A 17,673-nucleotide genomic window follows, 5' to 3' on the forward strand; every position below is an offset into this window, starting at 1 on the left:
TTCCCCCGGCATCAAGTACTGGTCGCGTAACCGGTCCGGCGCAGAGGTTGGGAAAACTTCGAGCGCCGCAGCGAGAACGTCGCCAGGCGTTCGTGACCCGGTGCGTTGTGGGCACATTCGGGGAGTTGGGTAAGCCAAATAACCCCGATTTACCCACAGCGCGCCGCCGGCACGGGCGTCTGGCGGTCGCAGAGGTGGACGATATTTCCCAGCCTCTCAGCCCAGACGGCCATGACAGTGCTTGTACTTCTTGCCGGAACCGCACGGGCATGGATCATTGCGCCCGACCTTGGGTCCGTCGCGCACCACGGTGGTTGGCGCGGCCAACGCCACCGCCGCGGCCTGCTCGCCGAAACGTGCTTCGACCACAGCGTCACCAGCCGGCGGCGCAGCGTAGCCGCTGACCTCGGCGTGCTGGAATTCCAGCGCGGCACGCCGGGACTGCTCCTGGCGCTCGGCTTCCATGGCCGCGATCTCGGCTTCGCTTTGCAGGCGGACGCGCGCCAGGATCTGGGTGACTTCGGCCTTGACGTCATCGAGCATGCCGGAGAACAGCAGCAGTGATTCGCGCTTGAATTCCTGCTTGGGCTGCTTTTGCGCATAGCCACGCAGGTAAATGCCCTGGCGCAGATAGTCCATGCTGGACAGGTGCTCTTTCCAGGCGTTGTCGAGCACGGTGAGCATCACCTGCTTTTCCAGCTGACGCATATTCTCGGCGCCGAGCGCAGCCTCTTTTTCCGCGTACTGGCGCTCGGCGACCTCGAGCACGTGGCGCAGGATCCGCTCGTGATTGACGTCACTCTGCGTCTCGATCCAGGCCGGCAGATCCAGCTCGATGCCGTAGTCCGTGACCAGTGCGCGGTCGAGCCCGGCGATGTCCCATTGCTCGTCGACACTGTCCGGCGGCACATGGCGATCGACCAGCTCGGCGAACACGTCGGCGCGGATGTCGTGGATCGACTCGGCGACCTCGCTGGCATCCAGCAACTCATTGCGCTGCTCGTAGATCACCTTGCGCTGGTCGTTGGCGGTGTCGTCGAACTCGAGCAGGTTCTTGCGAATGTCGAAGTTGTGCTGCTCGACCTTGCGCTGCGCTTTCTCGATCTGGCGCGAAACCATGCGCTCCTCGATGGCGTCGTCCTCCTTCATGCCGAAGGCGCGCATCCAGCGCGCCACCGCCTCGCCACCAAAGATGCGCATGAGGTTGTCCTCGAGCGCGATGTAGAAACGCGAGGAACCCGGATCGCCCTGGCGTCCGGAACGGCCGCGCAACTGGTTGTCGATGCGCCGCGATTCGTGGCGCTCGGTGCCGATGATATGCAGCCCGCCGCTGGCCAGCGCCTCGTCGTGGCGTTTTTGCCATTCTTCGCGCACACGCTTGCGCTCGGCGTCACCGGCATCGGCCGGCAACGCCGCCAGCTCGGCATCCAGCGAACCACCCAGCACGATGTCGGTGCCGCGGCCGGCCATGTTGGTGGCGATGGTCACCGCCTTGGGTCGACCGGCCTGCGCGACGATCTGCGCCTCGCGCTCGTGCTGCTTGGCGTTGAGCACCTCGTGCGGGATTTTCTCCGCGCGCAGCTTCTGCGAGAGCAGTTCGGACACCTCGATCGAGGTGGTGCCCACCAGCACCGGCTGGCCGCGTTCGTAGCAGTCCTTGATGTCGGCGATGACCGCGTTGTACTTGGCCTCGCGGTTGAGGAACACCAGGTCGTGGCGGTCATCGCGCACCATCGGCCGGTGCGTGGGAATGACCACCACCTCCAGCCCGTAAATCGACTGGAACTCGTAGGCCTCGGTATCCGCCGTGCCGGTCATGCCAGCGAGTTTCTTGTACATGCGAAACAGGTTCTGGAACGTGATCGTGGCGAGGGTCTGGTTCTCGCGCTGGATGGGCACGGACTCCTTGGCCTCGACCGCCTGGTGCAGGCCCTCAGACCAGCGTCGCCCCGGCAGCGTGCGCCCGGTGAACTCGTCGACGATGATCACTTCGCCGTCGCGCACGATGTAATCAACATCGCGGTGGTACAGGGCGTGCGCGCGCAAACCGGCGTTGAGGTGGTGCACCGCACCCAGGTTGCGCGTGTCGTACAGGCTGGTGTCGGCCTCGATCACGCCGCCCTGGCGCAACAACTGCTCGGCGTGTTCCATGCCCTCTTCCGAGAGATAGACCTGCTTCTGCTTTTCGTCCACCCAGTAATCGCCCGTGCCATCTTCCTTTTCCTGACGGATCAGGTTGGGCACGATGCGATTGACCTTGATGTACTGCTCCGGGGAGTCCTCGGCCGGACCGGAGATGATCAGCGGCGTGCGCGCCTCATCGATCAGGATCGAGTCCACCTCGTCGACGATGGCGTAGTGCAAACCGCGCTGGAAGCGCTGGTCCTTGCTCAATGCCATGTTGTCGCGCAGGTAGTCGAAACCGAACTCGTTGTTGGTGCCGTAGGTGATGTCGGCGGCGTAGGCGCCGGACTTGTCGGCGTTCTCCATGCCCGGAAACACCACGCCCACGCTCATGCCGAGGAAGCCGTAGATCTTGCCCATCCAGGCGGAGTCGCGCTTGGCCAGGTAGTCGTTGACGGTGACCACGTGCACGCCTTTGCCGTCCAGCGCGTTGAGGTACACCGGCAGCGTCGCCACCAGGGTCTTGCCTTCGCCCGTGCGCATCTCGGCGATCCTGCCCATGTGCAGAATCATGCCGCCGATCATCTGCACGTCGTAATGGCGCATGCCGATCACGCGCTGCGCGGCCTCGCGCACGGTGGCGAAGGCCTCGGGCAGCAGATCATCGAGTGTCTCGCCCTTGGCCAGACGCGCGCGGAACTCGACCGTCTTGGCCTTGAGTTCGTCGTCGCTCAGCTTGTTCCATGCCGGTTCGAGTGCATTGATGCGCGCGACCTTGCGCTGCAGCTGACGCACCACGCGCTCGTTGCGACTGCCAAAAACGCCGGTCAGGACTCGATTCAACATCAGGGGCTCGCTCGCAGCGGTGACGCGGCCGGGCCGCGCAAAAGGCAAAGGATACTACGCCGACACCTGCCTTCGGATGGCGGCGCACGACGCGAATTCAAGGGCAGCGCGGTGTGCCGCACCCAGGCATGCGCTGACACGAGCGCAACAAAGCGCCAGGCCACCATGCCTAAAGGCGATGCCGCGCCTGCACAAACGCCAGCGGGTTGATGACCTTGCCGCGATACCAGACCTCGAAATGCACGTGTGGCCCGGTGGAACGCCCGGTCGAGCCCACCAGCGCCAGCACCTGCCCGGTGCGTACCGCCTCGCCGACGTGCACCAGCAGCTTTTCCGCGTGCGCGTAGCGGGTCAGATAGCCGTTGCCATGGTCCACCTCGACCACATTGCCGTAGCCGTTGCGCACCCCGGCGAAGCTGACGATGCCGCGCGCCACGCTGGTGATCGGCGTGCCCGCGGACGCATCGATATCCAGTCCGGTGTGGAATTCATGGCCGCCCGTGAAGGGGTCGGTGCGCGGACCATAGTAGGAATCGATGAAGCCATTGGCCACCGGCATGCCGCTGGGCTGGGCCGCGGCGTCGACCTTGCGATCAAGCAGCAGGCGCTCAAGCAGGCCGAGCTGGGTTTGCTGTGCGTCGAAACGCAGGCGCAAGGCGGTGAGGCCGCGGTCGATGTGCTGTGGCAGCGCACCGGCCTGTTGCAAGGGTACTTCCGGCCCGCCGAGCGCAGGCCCGGCGTCGAAGTTGAACTCGCCGCCGTCAAGTTTCCCGGCCCGTGCCAGGCGTTCGCCCAGCGCGCCCAGGCGCAACGATTGCGCTTCGAGCTGACCCAGCTTCACCGCCAGCGCGTTGAGATCGCGCTGCCAGCCGCGTTGCACACTGCCGATCTCGGCCTGTTGTGCGCTCAACTGTGCGCGCAGCGCGCGGACTTCAGCCAGTGCGTGATCGCGCGGGCTGTAAACCAGCCAGCTCAATGCCATGCCCAGCGTCACCAAGGTCAGCGCAACGGCAGCCAGCGCGCCCAGCGCCAGCATGCGCTGGCGTGGATGGTGCAGATCAATGCCACGGGGCGCCTTGCGCGGGTCCGAGACCAGTATGATGTTCATGTCCAGCGGTTCCGAGGTTCACGGTTCATGCAATTGCCCCCGCAGCAGTCACGCCGCGCACGCGGCCCGCAGAGCGTTGCGGACTGCGGCGGCCTCGGCGGCTTGTTCACCAAGGCTGCGGCTTTGGAAACACTGGATCAGCAACTGCGCCAACGCTTGCTGCCCACGCTGGCCGAACAGGTCAGGCTCGGTGGCGTGCACGGTGAACGCATCGTTTTCGTGGCCAGCAGTGCGGCGTGGGCATCGCGGCTGCGCATGGAGCAGGCCGCGATCCTGCGCCTGGCGCGCATCCTCGGGTTGAGCGCACGCGTACTGATCGTGAAAGTTGCCCCCCTGCCTGCCCGCCCACCCGAGCCAGCAAAACGACTCGTGCTTTCCCGCGCTGCCGCGCACCATCTGCGCGCCGCTGCGAGTTCCCTTGCAGACCCCGAGCTGCGCGCCCGCTTTCTGGCGCTGGCAGCGCTCGCCGAATCCTGACCGCAGACGCAGGCAAAGACCGGCGTCATCGTCACGAAATCACGTCAAAACCCGAAGCGCGATTCAGATCGCCTGCGCCGGATGCGCATAGGAGATCGGCGCCAGTTCCGCATCGTCGAAACTGACCTCTTCCCACGCGGTGACATCGGCCATCAGGCTGCGCAGCAGACGGTTGTTCAGCTCGTGCCCGGATTTGTGGCCATAAAACGCACCGATCAGGCTGTGGCCGAGCAGGTACAAATCGCCGATCGCGTCGAGGATCTTGTGCTTGACGAACTCGTCCTCGTAGCGCAGGCCATCCTCGTTGAGCACGCGGTAGTCATCCAGCACAATGGCGTTGTCCATCGAACCACCCATGGCAAGATTGCGCTCGCGCAACATCTCGATGTCGCGCATGAAACCGAAGGTGCGTGCGCGGCTGACTTCCTTAACGAACGATGTGGTCGAAAAGTCGATCTCCGCGCGTTGCGTGCGCGAACTGAACAGTGGGTGCTTGAATTCGATGGAAAAACCCACCTTGAAGCCATTGAATGGTTCGAAGCGCGCCCATTTGTCGCCATCCTCGACCTTGATCGGCTTCTTGATGCGGATGAAGCGCTTGGCGACGGCTTGCTCCTCGATCCCCGCCGATTGCAGCAGGAACACAAAAGGGCCGGCGCTGCCGTCCATGATCGGCACTTCCGGCGCGGACAAATCGACATAGGCGTTGTCGATGCCCAATCCGGCCATGGCTGAAAGCAAGTGCTCGACAGTGCCGACACGCGCACCGTCACGCACCAGCGTGCTGGACAGCCGGGTGTCACCGACAAATTCGCAACGCGAGGGAATGTCGATCGGCGTCGACAGGTCAGTGCGGCGGAACACGATACCGGTATCGGGCGCAGCCGGACGCAGAGTCATGTAGACCTTGTCCCCCGTATGCAGGCCGACGCCGGTGGCGCGAATGGCGTTTTTCAACGTGCGCTGCTTGATCATTGTTTTTTAACCTGGCGGGGCAGCTGCCAAAGTGGGCCGGAATGTAACACAGGGTTTACGAAGGATAAAGTAAACCTTTGCGTACAGTAAATGCCGACGCCGCGGACGCTGGCACCGACAGCAGACCCGTCGCCACCCCCACGGACGGGAGCGGCGGTGGCGACAGGCGCCGGCCGCGATCCGGCGACCGACGACCGGTTCAATCGGCCTGTTTGCGCAAAAAGGCCGGTATGTCGATGTAATCGAAACCCGCCGGCGGCGGCGAAGCTTGCTGCTGCATGGCCTCGGCCTGCTCGTCGGCGCGCACGCGCGGCACGCTGGCGCTGGCGCGTGACGGCACGGCGGCCACGGCGGGTCCGGTGCCCGTGCGCAGCATCACGGGACGAGGGCGCGGCTGCGGCGTCACCACCATCTCCTCGCGCGGCGCGGGTCGCGTATTGCGCGCCACGTTGCGGTTGAGCCCAGTGGCGACCACGGTGACGCGCACATCGTCCTGCATCTCCGCGTCAAGCGTGGTGCCGATCACCACGGTGGCGTCTTCGGCTGCGAAGTCGTGCACCACGCGACCGATCTCGTCGAACTCGCGCATGGTCATGTTGGGACCGGCGGTGATGTTGACCAGAATGCCGCTGGCACCGTTCAGGTTCACGTCGTCCAGCAGCGGATTGCTGATCGCCGCCTCCGCCGCGGCCTGGGCACGATCGTCGCCACGCGCGGTGCCACTGCCCATCATCGCCATGCCCATCTCGCTCATCACCGTGCGCACATCGGCAAAGTCGACGTTGATCAGGCCGGGGCGGGTGATCAGATCGGCGATGCCGCGTACCGCGCCGACCAGCACCTCGTTGGCGGCCTTGAACGCGCTGAGCATGGTGGCCTCGCGGCCGAGCACGCTGAGCAGCTTCTCGTTGGGCACGGTGATCAGCGAATCGACGTGCTGGGACAGATCCTCGATGCCCTTGAGTGCCACCTGCATGCGGCGCCGACCCTCGAACGGGAACGGCTTGGTGACGATGGCCACGGTCAGGATGCCACGCTCCTTGGCCAGCTGCGCCAGCACCGGTGCCGCGCCGGTGCCGGTGCCACCCCCCATGCCGGCGGTGATGAACACCATGTCGGCGCCGGCCAGCGCCTCGTCGATGCGTTCGCGATCCTCCAGCGCGGCCTGGCGACCGACCTCGGGATTGGCGCCGGCGCCCAGACCCTTGGTGACGTTGGCGCCGAGTTGCAGCACCTGACGCGCACCCGAGTTCTTCAGCGCCTGCGCATCGGTGTTGGCGCAGATGAATTCCACGCCCTCGATGTCGCAACCCAGCATGTGCGCCACGGCGTTGCCGCCGCCGCCGCCCACGCCGATCACCTTGATGATTGCGTTGGGTGTTGCCCTTTCGATCATTTCGAACATGTCCCGTCCTCCAGTGAATTAACGTCTGCTTGCGGTAATCCCGAACGCACGCATCCGGCGTTGTCCGGGGATGCGGCGTTGCCGCCGCCGATGGCATTCCAGTGCCATCGAATTGCCAGGTGTGCCGGCGCCGGCTGCAGCGCTCGGCCACGTGCGTCGATCCAGCACGCAGGTGACCGATCCGTGCGCCAGCGCCGCGCGTTCAAAAGTTCTTCCCCAGCCAGCCCTTGAGCCGGCCGATCATGCGATCCAGATTGCCCGCGGGCATGGCCACATCGCCGCGTGCCGCGTGCAGCAGCAGGCCCACGGCAGTGGCGTGTACCGGATTGGCGACCGCCTCGGCCTTGCCGCCAACCAGCTGTGGCGCGCCGATGCGCACCATCTTGTGGAACACCTCCTCGGCCAGCTCCAGCGCGCCCTCCATCGGCGCGGCCCCACCGGTCAGCACCACGCCCGCGCTGAGCAGGTTGTCCAGACCTGAACGGCGCAGTTCGTCCTGCACCATCTCGAAGATTTCCTCGTAACGGTCGTGCACGCACTGTGCCAGCGCCTGGCGCGCGAGGCGCCGCGGCGGACGATCACCGACGCTGGGCACCTGCACGGTTTCATCGCTGTGCGCCAGCTGCGGCAAGGCACAGGCGTACTTGATCTTGATTTCTTCGGCGTTGGCCGTCGGCGTGTGGATGCCGAAGGCGATGTCGTTGGTGACCTGGTCGCCACCCACCGGCAGCGCGCGCGTGTAGCGCACCGCACCCTGCGCATAGATGGCGATGTCGGTGGTGCCGGCGCCGATGTCGATCAGACACACGCCGAGCTCGCGCTCGTCGTCGGTGAGCACGGCACGCGCGCTGGCGGTGGCGGCCGGAATCAGCGCATCCACGGTGATGCCGCAGCGCTCGATGCACTTGACCAGGTTCTGCACTGGGCTGGCCGCACCGGTGACCAGGTGCACGTTGGCCTCCAGACGCACGCCGCTCATGCCGACCGGATGGCGGATACCGTCCTGGCCATCGATACGGAACTCCTGCGGCTCCTTGTAGAGCACCTTGCGATCGGCCGGGATGGCCACCGCGCTGGCAGCCGCCAGCACCGCCTCGATGTCGGCGGCGCTGACTTCGCGTTCGCGGATCGCCGCGGTGCCGTGCGAGTTCAGCGTTTCCAGGTGGCTGCCCGAGATCGAGGCGTGCACCGAGCGGATCTCGCAGCCGGCCATCAGCTCGGCCTCCTCGACCGCGCCGCGAATGGCGTGCATGGTCGATTCGATATCCACCACCGCGCCGCGTTTCATGCCGCGCACCACGTGCGAGCCGATGCCGATCACCTCGACCGGTTCGCCGCGCGAATATTCGCCAACCACGGCCATGACCTTCGAGGTGCCGATATCCAGCCCCACCACCAGTTGCTTGTCGCTGCGTCGGTTCATGGCTCAGGTATTTCCTGCACTGGGCGTGGAAGGGGGCGTCACGGCAGGCACCTGCGCATCCGGCCAGCGCACGGCGAAACCGTTGGCGTAGCGCAGATCGGCGTAGACGAACATCTCGCTGTGACGCGCGGCGAGTTGCGGCCACACCGCCAGAAAACGAGCCAGGCGCTGCTGCGACTGGTCGCGTCCGATCACGATGTGTGCGCCGGCGGACAGGTCCAGCGTGTAGCTGCCGCGCGCGGTCAGCTGCGCCCCGGCGACGTGCAGGCCACGTGGCGTGCAGGCCGCGACGGCGCTGCGATAAAACGCGATCACCTCGGGCAAGGCGCCGGGCGGGCCGCTGAGTCGCGGCAACGCGGCCGGCATCTGCGCGGCAGGCACGCTGAACACGTCACCATCGGCACCGACCAGTCGATTCCCGGTCCAGCGTGCCCACGGCTGGTGCTCGCGCAGGCTGATCACCAGGGTATTCGGCCAGCGCTTGCGCACTTCGACCGCGGCCACCCAAGGCAGCGCCGCGACCGCCGCGCGCACGCGCTGCAGATCGACCGCGAAGAAGCCTTTTTGCAGCAGCGGCTGCACCGCGACGGCAACCTCGGCGGCGCTGACATGCGTATACGGCGCATCGATGGTGAGGTATTTCACCGGCCACTGCCCCGCGGCCAGCCAGCCGCGCAGCACCGCGACCACCGGCACGGCCAGCACGGCCAGGGCCAGCAGCCAGCCGCTCAGCCGGATGGCGCCGGCGCGCGTCACGCGCCTCCCGGTCGAGGCTGGTTTCCAGAATGCGCCAGCACAGGGTCTCGAAATCCATGCCGGCGGCGGCGGCGGCCTTGGGCACCAGCGAGTGGCTGGTCATGCCCGGCGCGGTATTGACCTCGAGCAGTTGAAATTCGCCGCTGGCCGTGCGCATCACATCCACACGCCCCCAGCCGCTGCAACCCAGGGCACGGAATGCATCCAGCGCCAGCGCGCCCAATGCGGTTTCATCATCACCTTGCAGGCCGGGACACAGATACTGCGTATCCGCGGCCACGTATTTGGCGTGATAGTCGTAGAACTGGCCCTTGGGCACGATGCGGATTGAAGGCAGCGTGTGATCATCGAGTACGGCGACGGTATATTCCGCGCCCTCGACCATCTGCTCGACCATCAGATCGCCCGGATAGTGCGCCGCGAGCGCGGCCGCGGCATCCAGGTCGGACTCGGCCAACACGCGGCTGACGCCCACGCTGGAACCCTCGCAGGCAGGCTTGACGATCACCGGCAGGCCGAGCTTGCGCAATGCCGCATGCGCATCGCTGCCTTTGCGCAACGGCACGAAGGCCGGCGTCGGCAAAGCCAGTGCTTGCCAGATCCACTTGCTGCGAATCTTGTCCATGCTCAGCGCGGCACCGAGCACGCCGGAGCCGGTATAGGGCACGTGCAACGAGTCCAGCGCGCCCTGCAGCACGCCATCCTCGCCGCCGCCATGCTGACCATGCAAGATGTTGAACACGCGCGCGAAGTGTCCGGCGCGCACCGCATCCAGCAGCGCAGGAATGCCATCGATGCCGTGCGCATCCACACCGCGCGCGCGCAGCGCCTCCAGCACATTGCGCCCCGAATCCAGCGACACCGCGCGCTCGGCCGAGGTGCCGCCCATCACCACCGCGACGCGGCCGAAGGCACGCGCGTCATCGACATGCTTCATGTGCTGCCCTCCTCCAGTAGCGTGCCGGCACGCGCCAGCGCGGTGGCCGCCTGACCGATATCACCGGCGCCCATCAGCAGCAGCAGGTCGCCGTCCTCGAGCAGCGCCGCCAGCGCGGCGGGCAATTCGCGCACGTTCTCGACCAGCACCGGATCGACCTTGCCGCGCGCACGCACCGCGCGTGCCAGCGCGCGCGCATCGGCGCCAGCGATCGGCGCCTCGCCCGCCGCATAAACCTCGCTCAACACCAGCACATCGACCTCGGCCAACACACGCGCGAAGTCATCCAGCAAATCGCGCGTACGCGAATAGCGATGCGGCTGAAACGCCACCACCAGACGCCGCTGCGGCCAGCCGCCGCGCGCGGCAGCGAACACCGCGGCCAACTCGCTGGGGTGATGGCCGTAATCGTCCACCAGCAACGCACGACCGCGCCCATGCCTGATCTCGCCATGCTGCTGGAAGCGCCGGCCCACGCCCTGAAACTTTTCCAATGCAGTAGCGATGCTCGGCGCATCGACGCCCAACTGCCAGCCCACCGTGGCGGCGGCCAGCGCGTTGAGTACGTTGTGCCGGCCGGGCAGGTTGAGATTCACCGCCAGCACCGCGTCGCGACCGGGCAGGTGCAGATTGAAATGCATGCGCGGGCCGTGCTGCACGATGGCGCTGGCGCGCACATCGGCATTGGCGGCGGTGCCATAGGTCACCACGCTGCGCGGTGTGCGTTGCGCCAGCGCGGCCACCTCGGCATCGTCCGTGCACAACACCGCGGTACCGTAGAACGGCAGGCGATGCAGGAAATCATCGAAGGCCTGGCGCACGCGCGCGAAGTCGCCACCGTAATTGGCCAGGTGATCGGCATCGATGTTGGTGACCACCGCCAGCACCGGCGCCAGCATCAGGAAAGAACCGTCGGACTCATCGGCCTCAGCGACCAGATATTCGCCGGCGCCGAGGCGCGCATGCGTGCCCGCAGCCAGCAGCTGGCCACCGATGACGAACGTCGGATCGTAACCGGCCTCGGCCAGCACGCTGGCGGTGAGACTGGTGGTGGTGGTCTTGCCGTGGGTACCGGCGATGGCGATGCCACGGCGGAAGCGCATCAGTTCACCCAGCATCTCGGCGCGCGGCACCACCGGGATGCGCGCGGCGTGTGCGGCCAACAGCTCGAGATTGTCAGCGGCGATGGCACTGGAGACGACCACGGCATCGGCGCCCTGCACCTGCGCGGCAACATGGCCGATGTGCACTTCGATACCCAGCGCAGTCAGACGCTCGGTGACCACCGAGCGTGCGCGATCCGAGCCGGACACGACGTAGCCCAGGGTGTGCAGCACCTCGGCGATGCCGCTCATGCCGGCACCGCCGATGCCGATGAAGTGCACGCGGCGGAACGCGTACATGAAATCCTCGTGCGGCTGCAGGCGACGCGGGCTCATCGCGCCACCTCCAGGCAGGCATCGGCGATGCGCGCGGCGGCGTCGGGGCGTGCCAGGGTGCGCGCCGCCGTAGCCATGCCCAGCAAGCGTGCGCGGTCAGCCAGCAGCATGCCGAGTTCCCGAGCCAGCGTTTGCGCGCTCAATGCGGATTCGGGCAGCAGGCGCGCGGCACCAGCGCCAGTCATGAACGCGGCATTGCGCGTCTGATGGTCGTCCACCGCATGTGGGTATGGCACCAGAATCGCACCCAGCCCGGCCGCGGCCAGCTCGGCCAGGGTCAGCGCGCCGGCACGACACAGCGCCAGATCCGCCCAGGCATAGGCCTGCTCCATGGCTTCGATGAACGGCTCGATGCGCGCTTCGATGCCCGCTGCGGCATACGCGGCGCGAGTGGCCTCCACGCCTTGCGCGCCACACTGATGCCACACTTCGGGACGCTCCACCGCGGGCAGCAGCGCCAACGCGGCCGGCACGCCGAGATTGAGCGCGCGGGCGCCTTGACTGCCGCCCAGCACCAGCAGGCGCGCGCGTCCCGTGCGCGCAGCAAAACGCTGCGCAGGCGCGGGCAAATCCGCGATCACCGCGCGTACCGGATTGCCGCTGCATGCAGCGCGCGGCAGCGTATCCGGAAAACCCACCAGCACGCGCCTGGCAAGACGCGCGAGCACGCGATTGGTCATCCCCGGCATTGCGTTCTGTTCGTGCACCACCAGCGGAACGCGACGCAGGAACGCAGCCAGGCCGCCGGGGCCGGCTACGTAACCACCCAGCGCCAGTACGCTGCGCGGGCGCTCGCGGCGCAGTGCAGCCCAAGCCGCGCGCAGTGCAGTCAGCAACATCCACGGCGCGCGCAGACGCGCCTGCCAGCCCTTGCCGCGCACGCCACGCACCGGCAGTTCCAGCAGGCGGATGCCGCGCGCTGGTACCAGGCGGGTTTCCAGCGCGCCGGTTGCGCCCAGCCAAACCACTGGAACCGCGCGCGCGGCCAGCACCTCGGCCACGGCCAGGCCCGGGAAGATATGCCCTCCGGTACCGCCAGCCATGATCATCACCGGACGCCCATCGTTCATGTCATGGCCTCCGCGAACTGCGGGGCGGCGGCGCCGAGGCGGCGTGCATCTTCGGCACGCGTGATCTCATAACTGGCGCGCAACAGCACCCCGAGCATGACCAGGGTCATGATCACGCTCGAGCCACCGGAACTGACCAGTGGCAAGGTCAGGCCCTTGGTCGGCAGCACACCCAGATTCACACCCACCGACACGGCCGCCTGGATGCCGATCGACAAGGCCACGCCAAAACACACGTAGGCCGCATAACGCTGACCCAACTCGACCCCGCGCAGACCCAGCGTCAGCGCACGTCCAACCAGCAGCGCGAACAATCCCAGCACCAGCGCGATGCCGACAAAGCCCAGCTCCTCGGCGATCACCGACAGGATGAAATCGGTGTAGGCCTCGGGCAGATAGAACAGCTTCTGGATGCTGTCGCCCAGACCCACGCCAAACCAATGGCCGCGCCCGACCGCGATCAGCGCCTGGGTCAGTTGGAATCCGTCCGAAAACGGATCCTTCCACGGGTTGAGGAACGAGGTCAGGCGCTCGACGCGATAACTGCGGCTGACCGCGATCCAGCTGAACAGGGGAATCAGCGGCGTGCTCATCAGCACCAGGTAGCGCATGCGCGCACCGGCCAGCCAGATCATGCCCACGGTGATCGCCATGATCAGCAGCGCCGAACCGAAATCCGGCTGCGCCAGCAGCAGCACCGCGATCAGCAGGCCCACGCCGATTGGTTTGATCGCGCCGGAGAATTTCGTCTCCACGGCGCTGCGGTGGCGCACCAGATAGCTGGCCATGTACAGGATCACCGCCAGTTTCACCGCCTCGACCGGCTGGAACCCGGTGATGCCCAGATCCAGCCAACGCCGCGCGCCGTTGACGCGAACGCCGATGTGCGGCACGAATACCAGCAGCAGCGAGATGATCGCCAGCGCCATGAGCAGGAAACCGCGACTTTCCAGCTCGCGCAGCTCGACGCGCGTGGCCACGAACGCCGCGCCGCTACCCAGCATGATGAACATCAGGTGGCGCTTGAGATAAAAGAACGGGCCCAGATGGCTGCCGTCGGCGATCGCGATCGAGGCCGATGCCACCATGACGATGCCGAACGCCGCCAGCCCCACGATCGCCAGCAGCAGCCAGCGGTCGTAATGTCCACGCGGCCCGGAGCGGCGCTGGGCTTGTGGGTGCGGGCTGACGAAATCGAACATCAGCGCACCTTCAAGGTGGCGAGTCCGATCAGCATCAGCATCACGCTGATGATCCAGAAGCGCACGATCACGCGTGGCTCGGGCCAGCCTTCAACTCGAAGTGGTGATGGATCGGCGCCATGCGGAAGATGCGCTTGCCGGTGAGCTTGAAGCTGGCCACCTGCAGCATCACCGAGGCAGTTTCGACCACGAACACGCCACCCATGATCAGCAGCACGATCTCCTGACGCACGATCACCGCGATGCAGCCCAGCGCCGCGCCAATGGCCAGCGCGCCGACATCGCCCATGAACACCTGCGCCGGATAGGTGTTGAACCACAGAAAGCCCAGCCCGGCACCCGCCAGCGCGCCGCAGTAAATCGCCAGCTCGCCCGCGCCTGGAATACCGGGGATGTCGAGGTAACTCGAGAACACCGCGTTACCCGAGAGATACGCGAAGATGCCCAGTGCCACCGCCACCAGCACGCTGGGCATGATGGCCAGGCCATCGAGACCGTCGGTGAGATTCACCGCATTGGAAAATCCCACGATCATCAGATAGGCGATGACCACGAAGCCAAATCCCAGCGGCAGCGCCACGGTCTTGAACAGCGGCACGAACAGCGCCGTAGCCGCGGGCACATCGGCGGTGTAATACAGCGTCAGCGCCGCCGCCAGCCCGAACAGCGACTGCCACAGATACTTCCAGCGCGCCGGCAAGCCACGGCTGTCCTTGAGTATCAATTTCTTGTAATCGTCGTAGAAGCCCACCGCGCCGAAGGCCAGCGTTACGCCCAGCACGACCCATACATAGCGGTTGAACGGATCGGCCCACAGCAGCGTGGCGATGACCACCGCCAGGATGATCAGCGTGCCGCCCATGGTCGGCGTGCCGGCCTTGCTCAGGTGTGATTGCGGCCCATCGCTGCGAATCACCTGCCCGGCTTTCTGCGCGCTGAGCCGGCGGATCAACGCCGGCCCCAGCGCCAGTGAAATCAGCAGCGCCGTCAGTGCGCTCAGAATGGTGCGCAAGGTGATGTACTGGAACAGGTGGAATGCACTGACATAGCCGCTCAGCCAGCGCGCGAGTTCATACAGCATCGGCATGCCCCCCGTGTGCGTCGGATGGCTCTAGTTGCGCGATCACGCGCTCCATCGCCGATGCGCGCGAGCCCTTGACCAGGCACGTGACTCCGGCGTGCGCGGCGGCTTGCAACGCAGCCGCCAACGCGGCCTGATCCTCGAAGTGATTGGCCGCGACGCCAAACGCGGTGCTGGCCGCGCCACTGAGACGCCCCACCGTCCACAGCCGCGTGATGCCGGCCGCGCGCGCCTTGCGCCCCAGCTCGGCGTGCAATGCCTGCGCATCGGGCCCGAGTTCGGCCAGATCCCCCAGCACCAGCCAGGTCTCGCCCGGCGCCAGTGCCAGGGTGTCGATGGCGGCCGCGACCGAAGCCGGATTGGCGTTGTAGCTGTCATCCAGCAATATCCAGCCGCCCGGCATGACGCGGCGCGCGAGGCGTCCGTGCTGCGCGCTGACCTGCGCCAATCCCAGTGCGATCTGCGCCGGGGCGACGTCCAGCGCATGCGCAAGCGCCGCCGCCGCCAGCGCATTGCGCACATTGTGCGCACCGGGCAACGCCAACATCACTGCCGCCGTACCCGACGGCGTGTGCAACACGAAGCGCGAGCCATGCAGATCTGATTGCACCTGCGCGGCGTAGATATCCGCCTCGGTCGTGCTGCCGAAGCGCAACACGCGCCGCGCACCCGCCTGCGCGGTGAAATAACCGGCGAAGGCGTCGTCGGCATTGATCACGGCGATGCCGTCGGCCGGCAACGCGGCGTAGATCGCGCCCTTGGTCTCGGCCACGCCCTCGATACTGCCCAGGCGCTCGAGATGCGCCGGCGCCACGTTGTTGACCAGCGCCACGCGCGGACGCGCGATGGCGGCCAGATAAGCGATATCACCCGGCTTGCCTGCGCCCATCTCGAGCACCGCGTAGCGCGTGTCCTCGCGCATGTTGAGCAGGCCCAGCGGCAGACCGATCTCATTGTTCTGATTACCCTGCGTGGCGTGCGTGGAGCCAATGCCAGCGAGGATCGCGGCGCACAGGTTCTTCACCGTGGTCTTGCCGCTGGACCCGGTGATGCCGATCACTTCGGCCGTACTGCGCGCGCGCGCCGCGCTGGCCAGATCGCCCAGCGCACGCAGCGTGTCGCCGACCTGCACCTGCGCCAAAGCCGCATCCATGCGGCGAGTCACCAGCGCGCCGGCCGCGCCCGCGGCCATGGCCTGTGCCAGATAATCGTGGCCATCGACGCGCTCACCGGCCAGCGCCACGAACAACATGCCCGGCTGCAATGCGCGCGTATCCGCGCCGGCGCCACGCACCTGCGCCGCGGCACCATGCAGGGTGCCGTGCGTCCACATCGCCACTTCATCGAGGCTCATGTTCAACACGGACGCGCCTCCAGTGCAGCGCGCGCCACGGCCAGGTCATCGAAGGGCCGCGTCGTGCCGGCAATTTCCTGATAGGTCTCGTGGCCCTTGCCGGCGATCAGCACCACGTCACCTGCCCGCGCCTCACGCACGGCAAGGGCAATGGCGCGCGCGCGATCACGCTCCACAAGCACTGCGCTGGCGTCCGGCATCCCGGCGCGAATCGCTACGATGATGGCGTCGCCATCCTCGCCACGCGGGTTGTCGTCGGTCAGCAACACGCGGTCGGCCAAGTCCGCGGCCAGTGCGCCCATTTGCGGGCGCTTGCCGGCATCGCGTTCGCCGCCGCAGCCGAACACGCACCACAGACGTCCCGCGCAATGCGCGCGCAAGGCGCGCAAGGCCTGCTGCAACGCATCCGGCGTGTGCGCATAATCGATCACCAGCAGCGGCTGGGTCGCGGTGCCAGCAAGACGATTCATGCGTCCGCGGATCGGCTCGAGCCGGTTCAACGCATCCAGCATGCGCACGAAGGGAAATTCCAGCGCACCCAGGCACGCTGCCACCAGCAGCAGGTTGTCGACGTTGAAGCGCCCCAGCAGCGGACTGCGCAACGCGCCGCTGCCCCATGGCGTGTGCAGGGTGAAACGAATGCCTCCGGGCGAGCTGACGACGGCCTCGGCGCGCAACTCCGCGTTCGCATCACCGAGCGCGCTGACGCGCAACACACGTATGCCCGGCGCCATGCTCGCCGCCAAGCGCGCGCCGAATGCATCGTCGATATTCAGCACCGCAGCGCGCAATTCGGGCCACGCGAACAGGCGCGCCTTGGCCGCGCCGTAGGCCTGCATGCTGCCGTGATAGTCGAGATGGTCACGGGTGAGATTGGTGAAGGCGGCCACGCCGAAGTGCACGCCATTGACGCGACCCTGTTGCAGCGCATGCGAGGACACTTCCATCGCGACATCGCTGGCGCCCGCGTCCGCGAATTCGCGCAGCAGCCGCTGCACGCTGATGGCATCCGGCGTGGTGCGCGCACTGGCATCGAGCTGACCGTGCAGGCCGGCACCCAGCGTGCCAATGCTGGCGGCACGCCGACCGAGCAGTTCCAGCGCCTGCGTCAGCAACTGCACGCTCGACGTCTTGCCGTTGGTGCCGGTCACGCCGATCACGCGCAGCGCGCGCGAAGGCTCGCCGTAGAACCGCGCGGCGATGCTGCCCAATTGCGCGCCAAGTTCATCAACCCAGATCACCTGCGGCAGCTGCGGGGCATCCAGCGGTGCGGGCGCTTCGGCCAGCACCAGCGCCGCACCTGCGGCCAGCGCCTGCGGCGCGAAATGAATGCCGTGGTGCTGCGTGCCGCGCAGTGCGACGAAGGCTTCACCGGGCCGCACGCGGCGCGAATCCAGCTGCAAACCGCGCACCGCGATCGCGGCGACCGCGCCGGCATCGGCCAGGCCCTCGAGCAGCGCATCGGCGCGCATCGCG

Annotated in this window: 11 protein-coding genes and 4 pseudogenes; 1 reads left to right on the forward strand and 14 read right to left on the reverse strand. The window is 66.9% G+C overall.

What is annotated here, in order from left to right:
• Positions 1-216 precede the first annotated feature (216 nt).
• Positions 217-2,970, reverse strand: coding sequence for a preprotein translocase subunit SecA (gene secA, locus Mschef_RS14840; RefSeq protein WP_081129811.1), 2,754 nt, complete (start codon positions 2,968-2,970; stop codon positions 217-219).
• Between the two features lie 169 nt (positions 2,971-3,139).
• Entirely contained in the window at positions 3,140-4,078 is a 939-nt protein-coding gene (locus Mschef_RS14845) for a M23 family metallopeptidase (protein WP_081129812.1), read from the reverse strand.
• 27 nt (positions 4,079-4,105) lie between these two features.
• Here Mschef_RS14845 and Mschef_RS14850 point away from each other — a divergent pair, with 27 nt between their 5' ends.
• The gene (locus tag Mschef_RS14850; RefSeq protein WP_081129813.1) at positions 4,106-4,555 is read left to right on the forward strand and encodes a DciA family protein; all 450 of its coding nucleotides are present in this window, start codon (positions 4,106-4,108) and stop codon (positions 4,553-4,555) included.
• 63 nt (positions 4,556-4,618) lie between these two features.
• On the opposite strand, the gene lpxC is transcribed toward Mschef_RS14850, so the two are convergent.
• The 12 genes and pseudogenes from lpxC to Mschef_RS14905 form a co-directional block, all read right to left on the reverse strand.
• Complete coding sequence (lpxC, locus tag Mschef_RS14855; protein WP_081129814.1) at positions 4,619-5,530, reverse strand: UDP-3-O-acyl-N-acetylglucosamine deacetylase; 912 nt, start codon at positions 5,528-5,530, stop codon at positions 4,619-4,621.
• 420 nt (positions 5,531-5,950) lie between these two features.
• Positions 5,951-6,935, reverse strand: a pseudogene (gene ftsZ / locus Mschef_RS14860) (cell division protein FtsZ); the annotation flags it as partial.
• Positions 6,936-7,137: 202 nt separating this feature from the next.
• Positions 7,138-8,358 carry a cell division protein FtsA gene (gene ftsA, locus Mschef_RS14865; protein WP_081129816.1) on the reverse strand — a complete coding sequence of 407 codons (1,221 nt, stop codon included), beginning with the start codon at positions 8,356-8,358 and terminating at the stop codon, positions 7,138-7,140.
• A 3-nt stretch (positions 8,359-8,361) separates the two neighbouring features.
• Positions 8,362-8,748, reverse strand: coding sequence for a cell division protein FtsQ/DivIB (locus tag Mschef_RS18155; protein ID WP_242426562.1), 387 nt, complete (start codon positions 8,746-8,748; stop codon positions 8,362-8,364).
• 111 nt (positions 8,749-8,859) lie between these two features.
• A pseudogene (locus Mschef_RS18330) lies at positions 8,860-9,114 on the reverse strand (FtsQ-type POTRA domain-containing protein); the annotation flags it as partial.
• 13 nt (positions 9,115-9,127) lie between these two features.
• Positions 9,128-10,051: pseudogene (locus Mschef_RS14875) on the reverse strand (D-alanine--D-alanine ligase); the annotation flags it as partial.
• Positions 10,048-11,490, reverse strand: a complete 1,443-nt coding sequence (gene murC / locus Mschef_RS14880) for a UDP-N-acetylmuramate--L-alanine ligase (protein WP_081129818.1) — start codon at positions 11,488-11,490, stop codon at positions 10,048-10,050. The pseudogene Mschef_RS14875 and the gene murC, both read right to left, overlap by 4 nt.
• The gene (gene murG, locus Mschef_RS14885) at positions 11,487-12,560 is read right to left on the reverse strand and encodes an undecaprenyldiphospho-muramoylpentapeptide beta-N-acetylglucosaminyltransferase (RefSeq protein ID WP_081129819.1); all 1,074 of its coding nucleotides are present in this window, start codon (positions 12,558-12,560) and stop codon (positions 11,487-11,489) included. Before murG ends, murC begins: the two co-directional genes overlap by 4 nt.
• Positions 12,557-13,762, reverse strand: a complete 1,206-nt coding sequence (gene ftsW, locus Mschef_RS14890) for a putative lipid II flippase FtsW (RefSeq protein ID WP_081129820.1) — start codon at positions 13,760-13,762, stop codon at positions 12,557-12,559. The genes murG and ftsW overlap by 4 nt, the downstream gene beginning before the upstream one ends.
• Positions 13,762-14,843 (reverse strand): annotated as a pseudogene (mraY, locus tag Mschef_RS14895) (phospho-N-acetylmuramoyl-pentapeptide-transferase). Before mraY ends, ftsW begins: the two are co-directional and overlap by 1 nt.
• The gene (locus tag Mschef_RS14900; RefSeq protein ID WP_081129821.1) at positions 14,833-16,197 is read right to left on the reverse strand and encodes a UDP-N-acetylmuramoyl-tripeptide--D-alanyl-D-alanine ligase; all 1,365 of its coding nucleotides are present in this window, start codon (positions 16,195-16,197) and stop codon (positions 14,833-14,835) included. The pseudogene mraY and the gene Mschef_RS14900 overlap by 11 nt, the downstream one beginning before the upstream one ends.
• A gap of 2 nt (positions 16,198-16,199) precedes the next feature.
• A complete protein-coding gene (locus tag Mschef_RS14905) occupies positions 16,200-17,669 on the reverse strand; it encodes a UDP-N-acetylmuramoyl-L-alanyl-D-glutamate--2,6-diaminopimelate ligase (protein WP_081130071.1) in 1,470 nt (489 codons plus the stop codon).
• Positions 17,670-17,673 lie beyond the last annotated feature (4 nt).

This window comes from Metallibacterium scheffleri (assembly GCF_002077135.1).
GTDB lineage: Bacteria > Pseudomonadota > Gammaproteobacteria > Xanthomonadales > Rhodanobacteraceae > Metallibacterium > Metallibacterium scheffleri.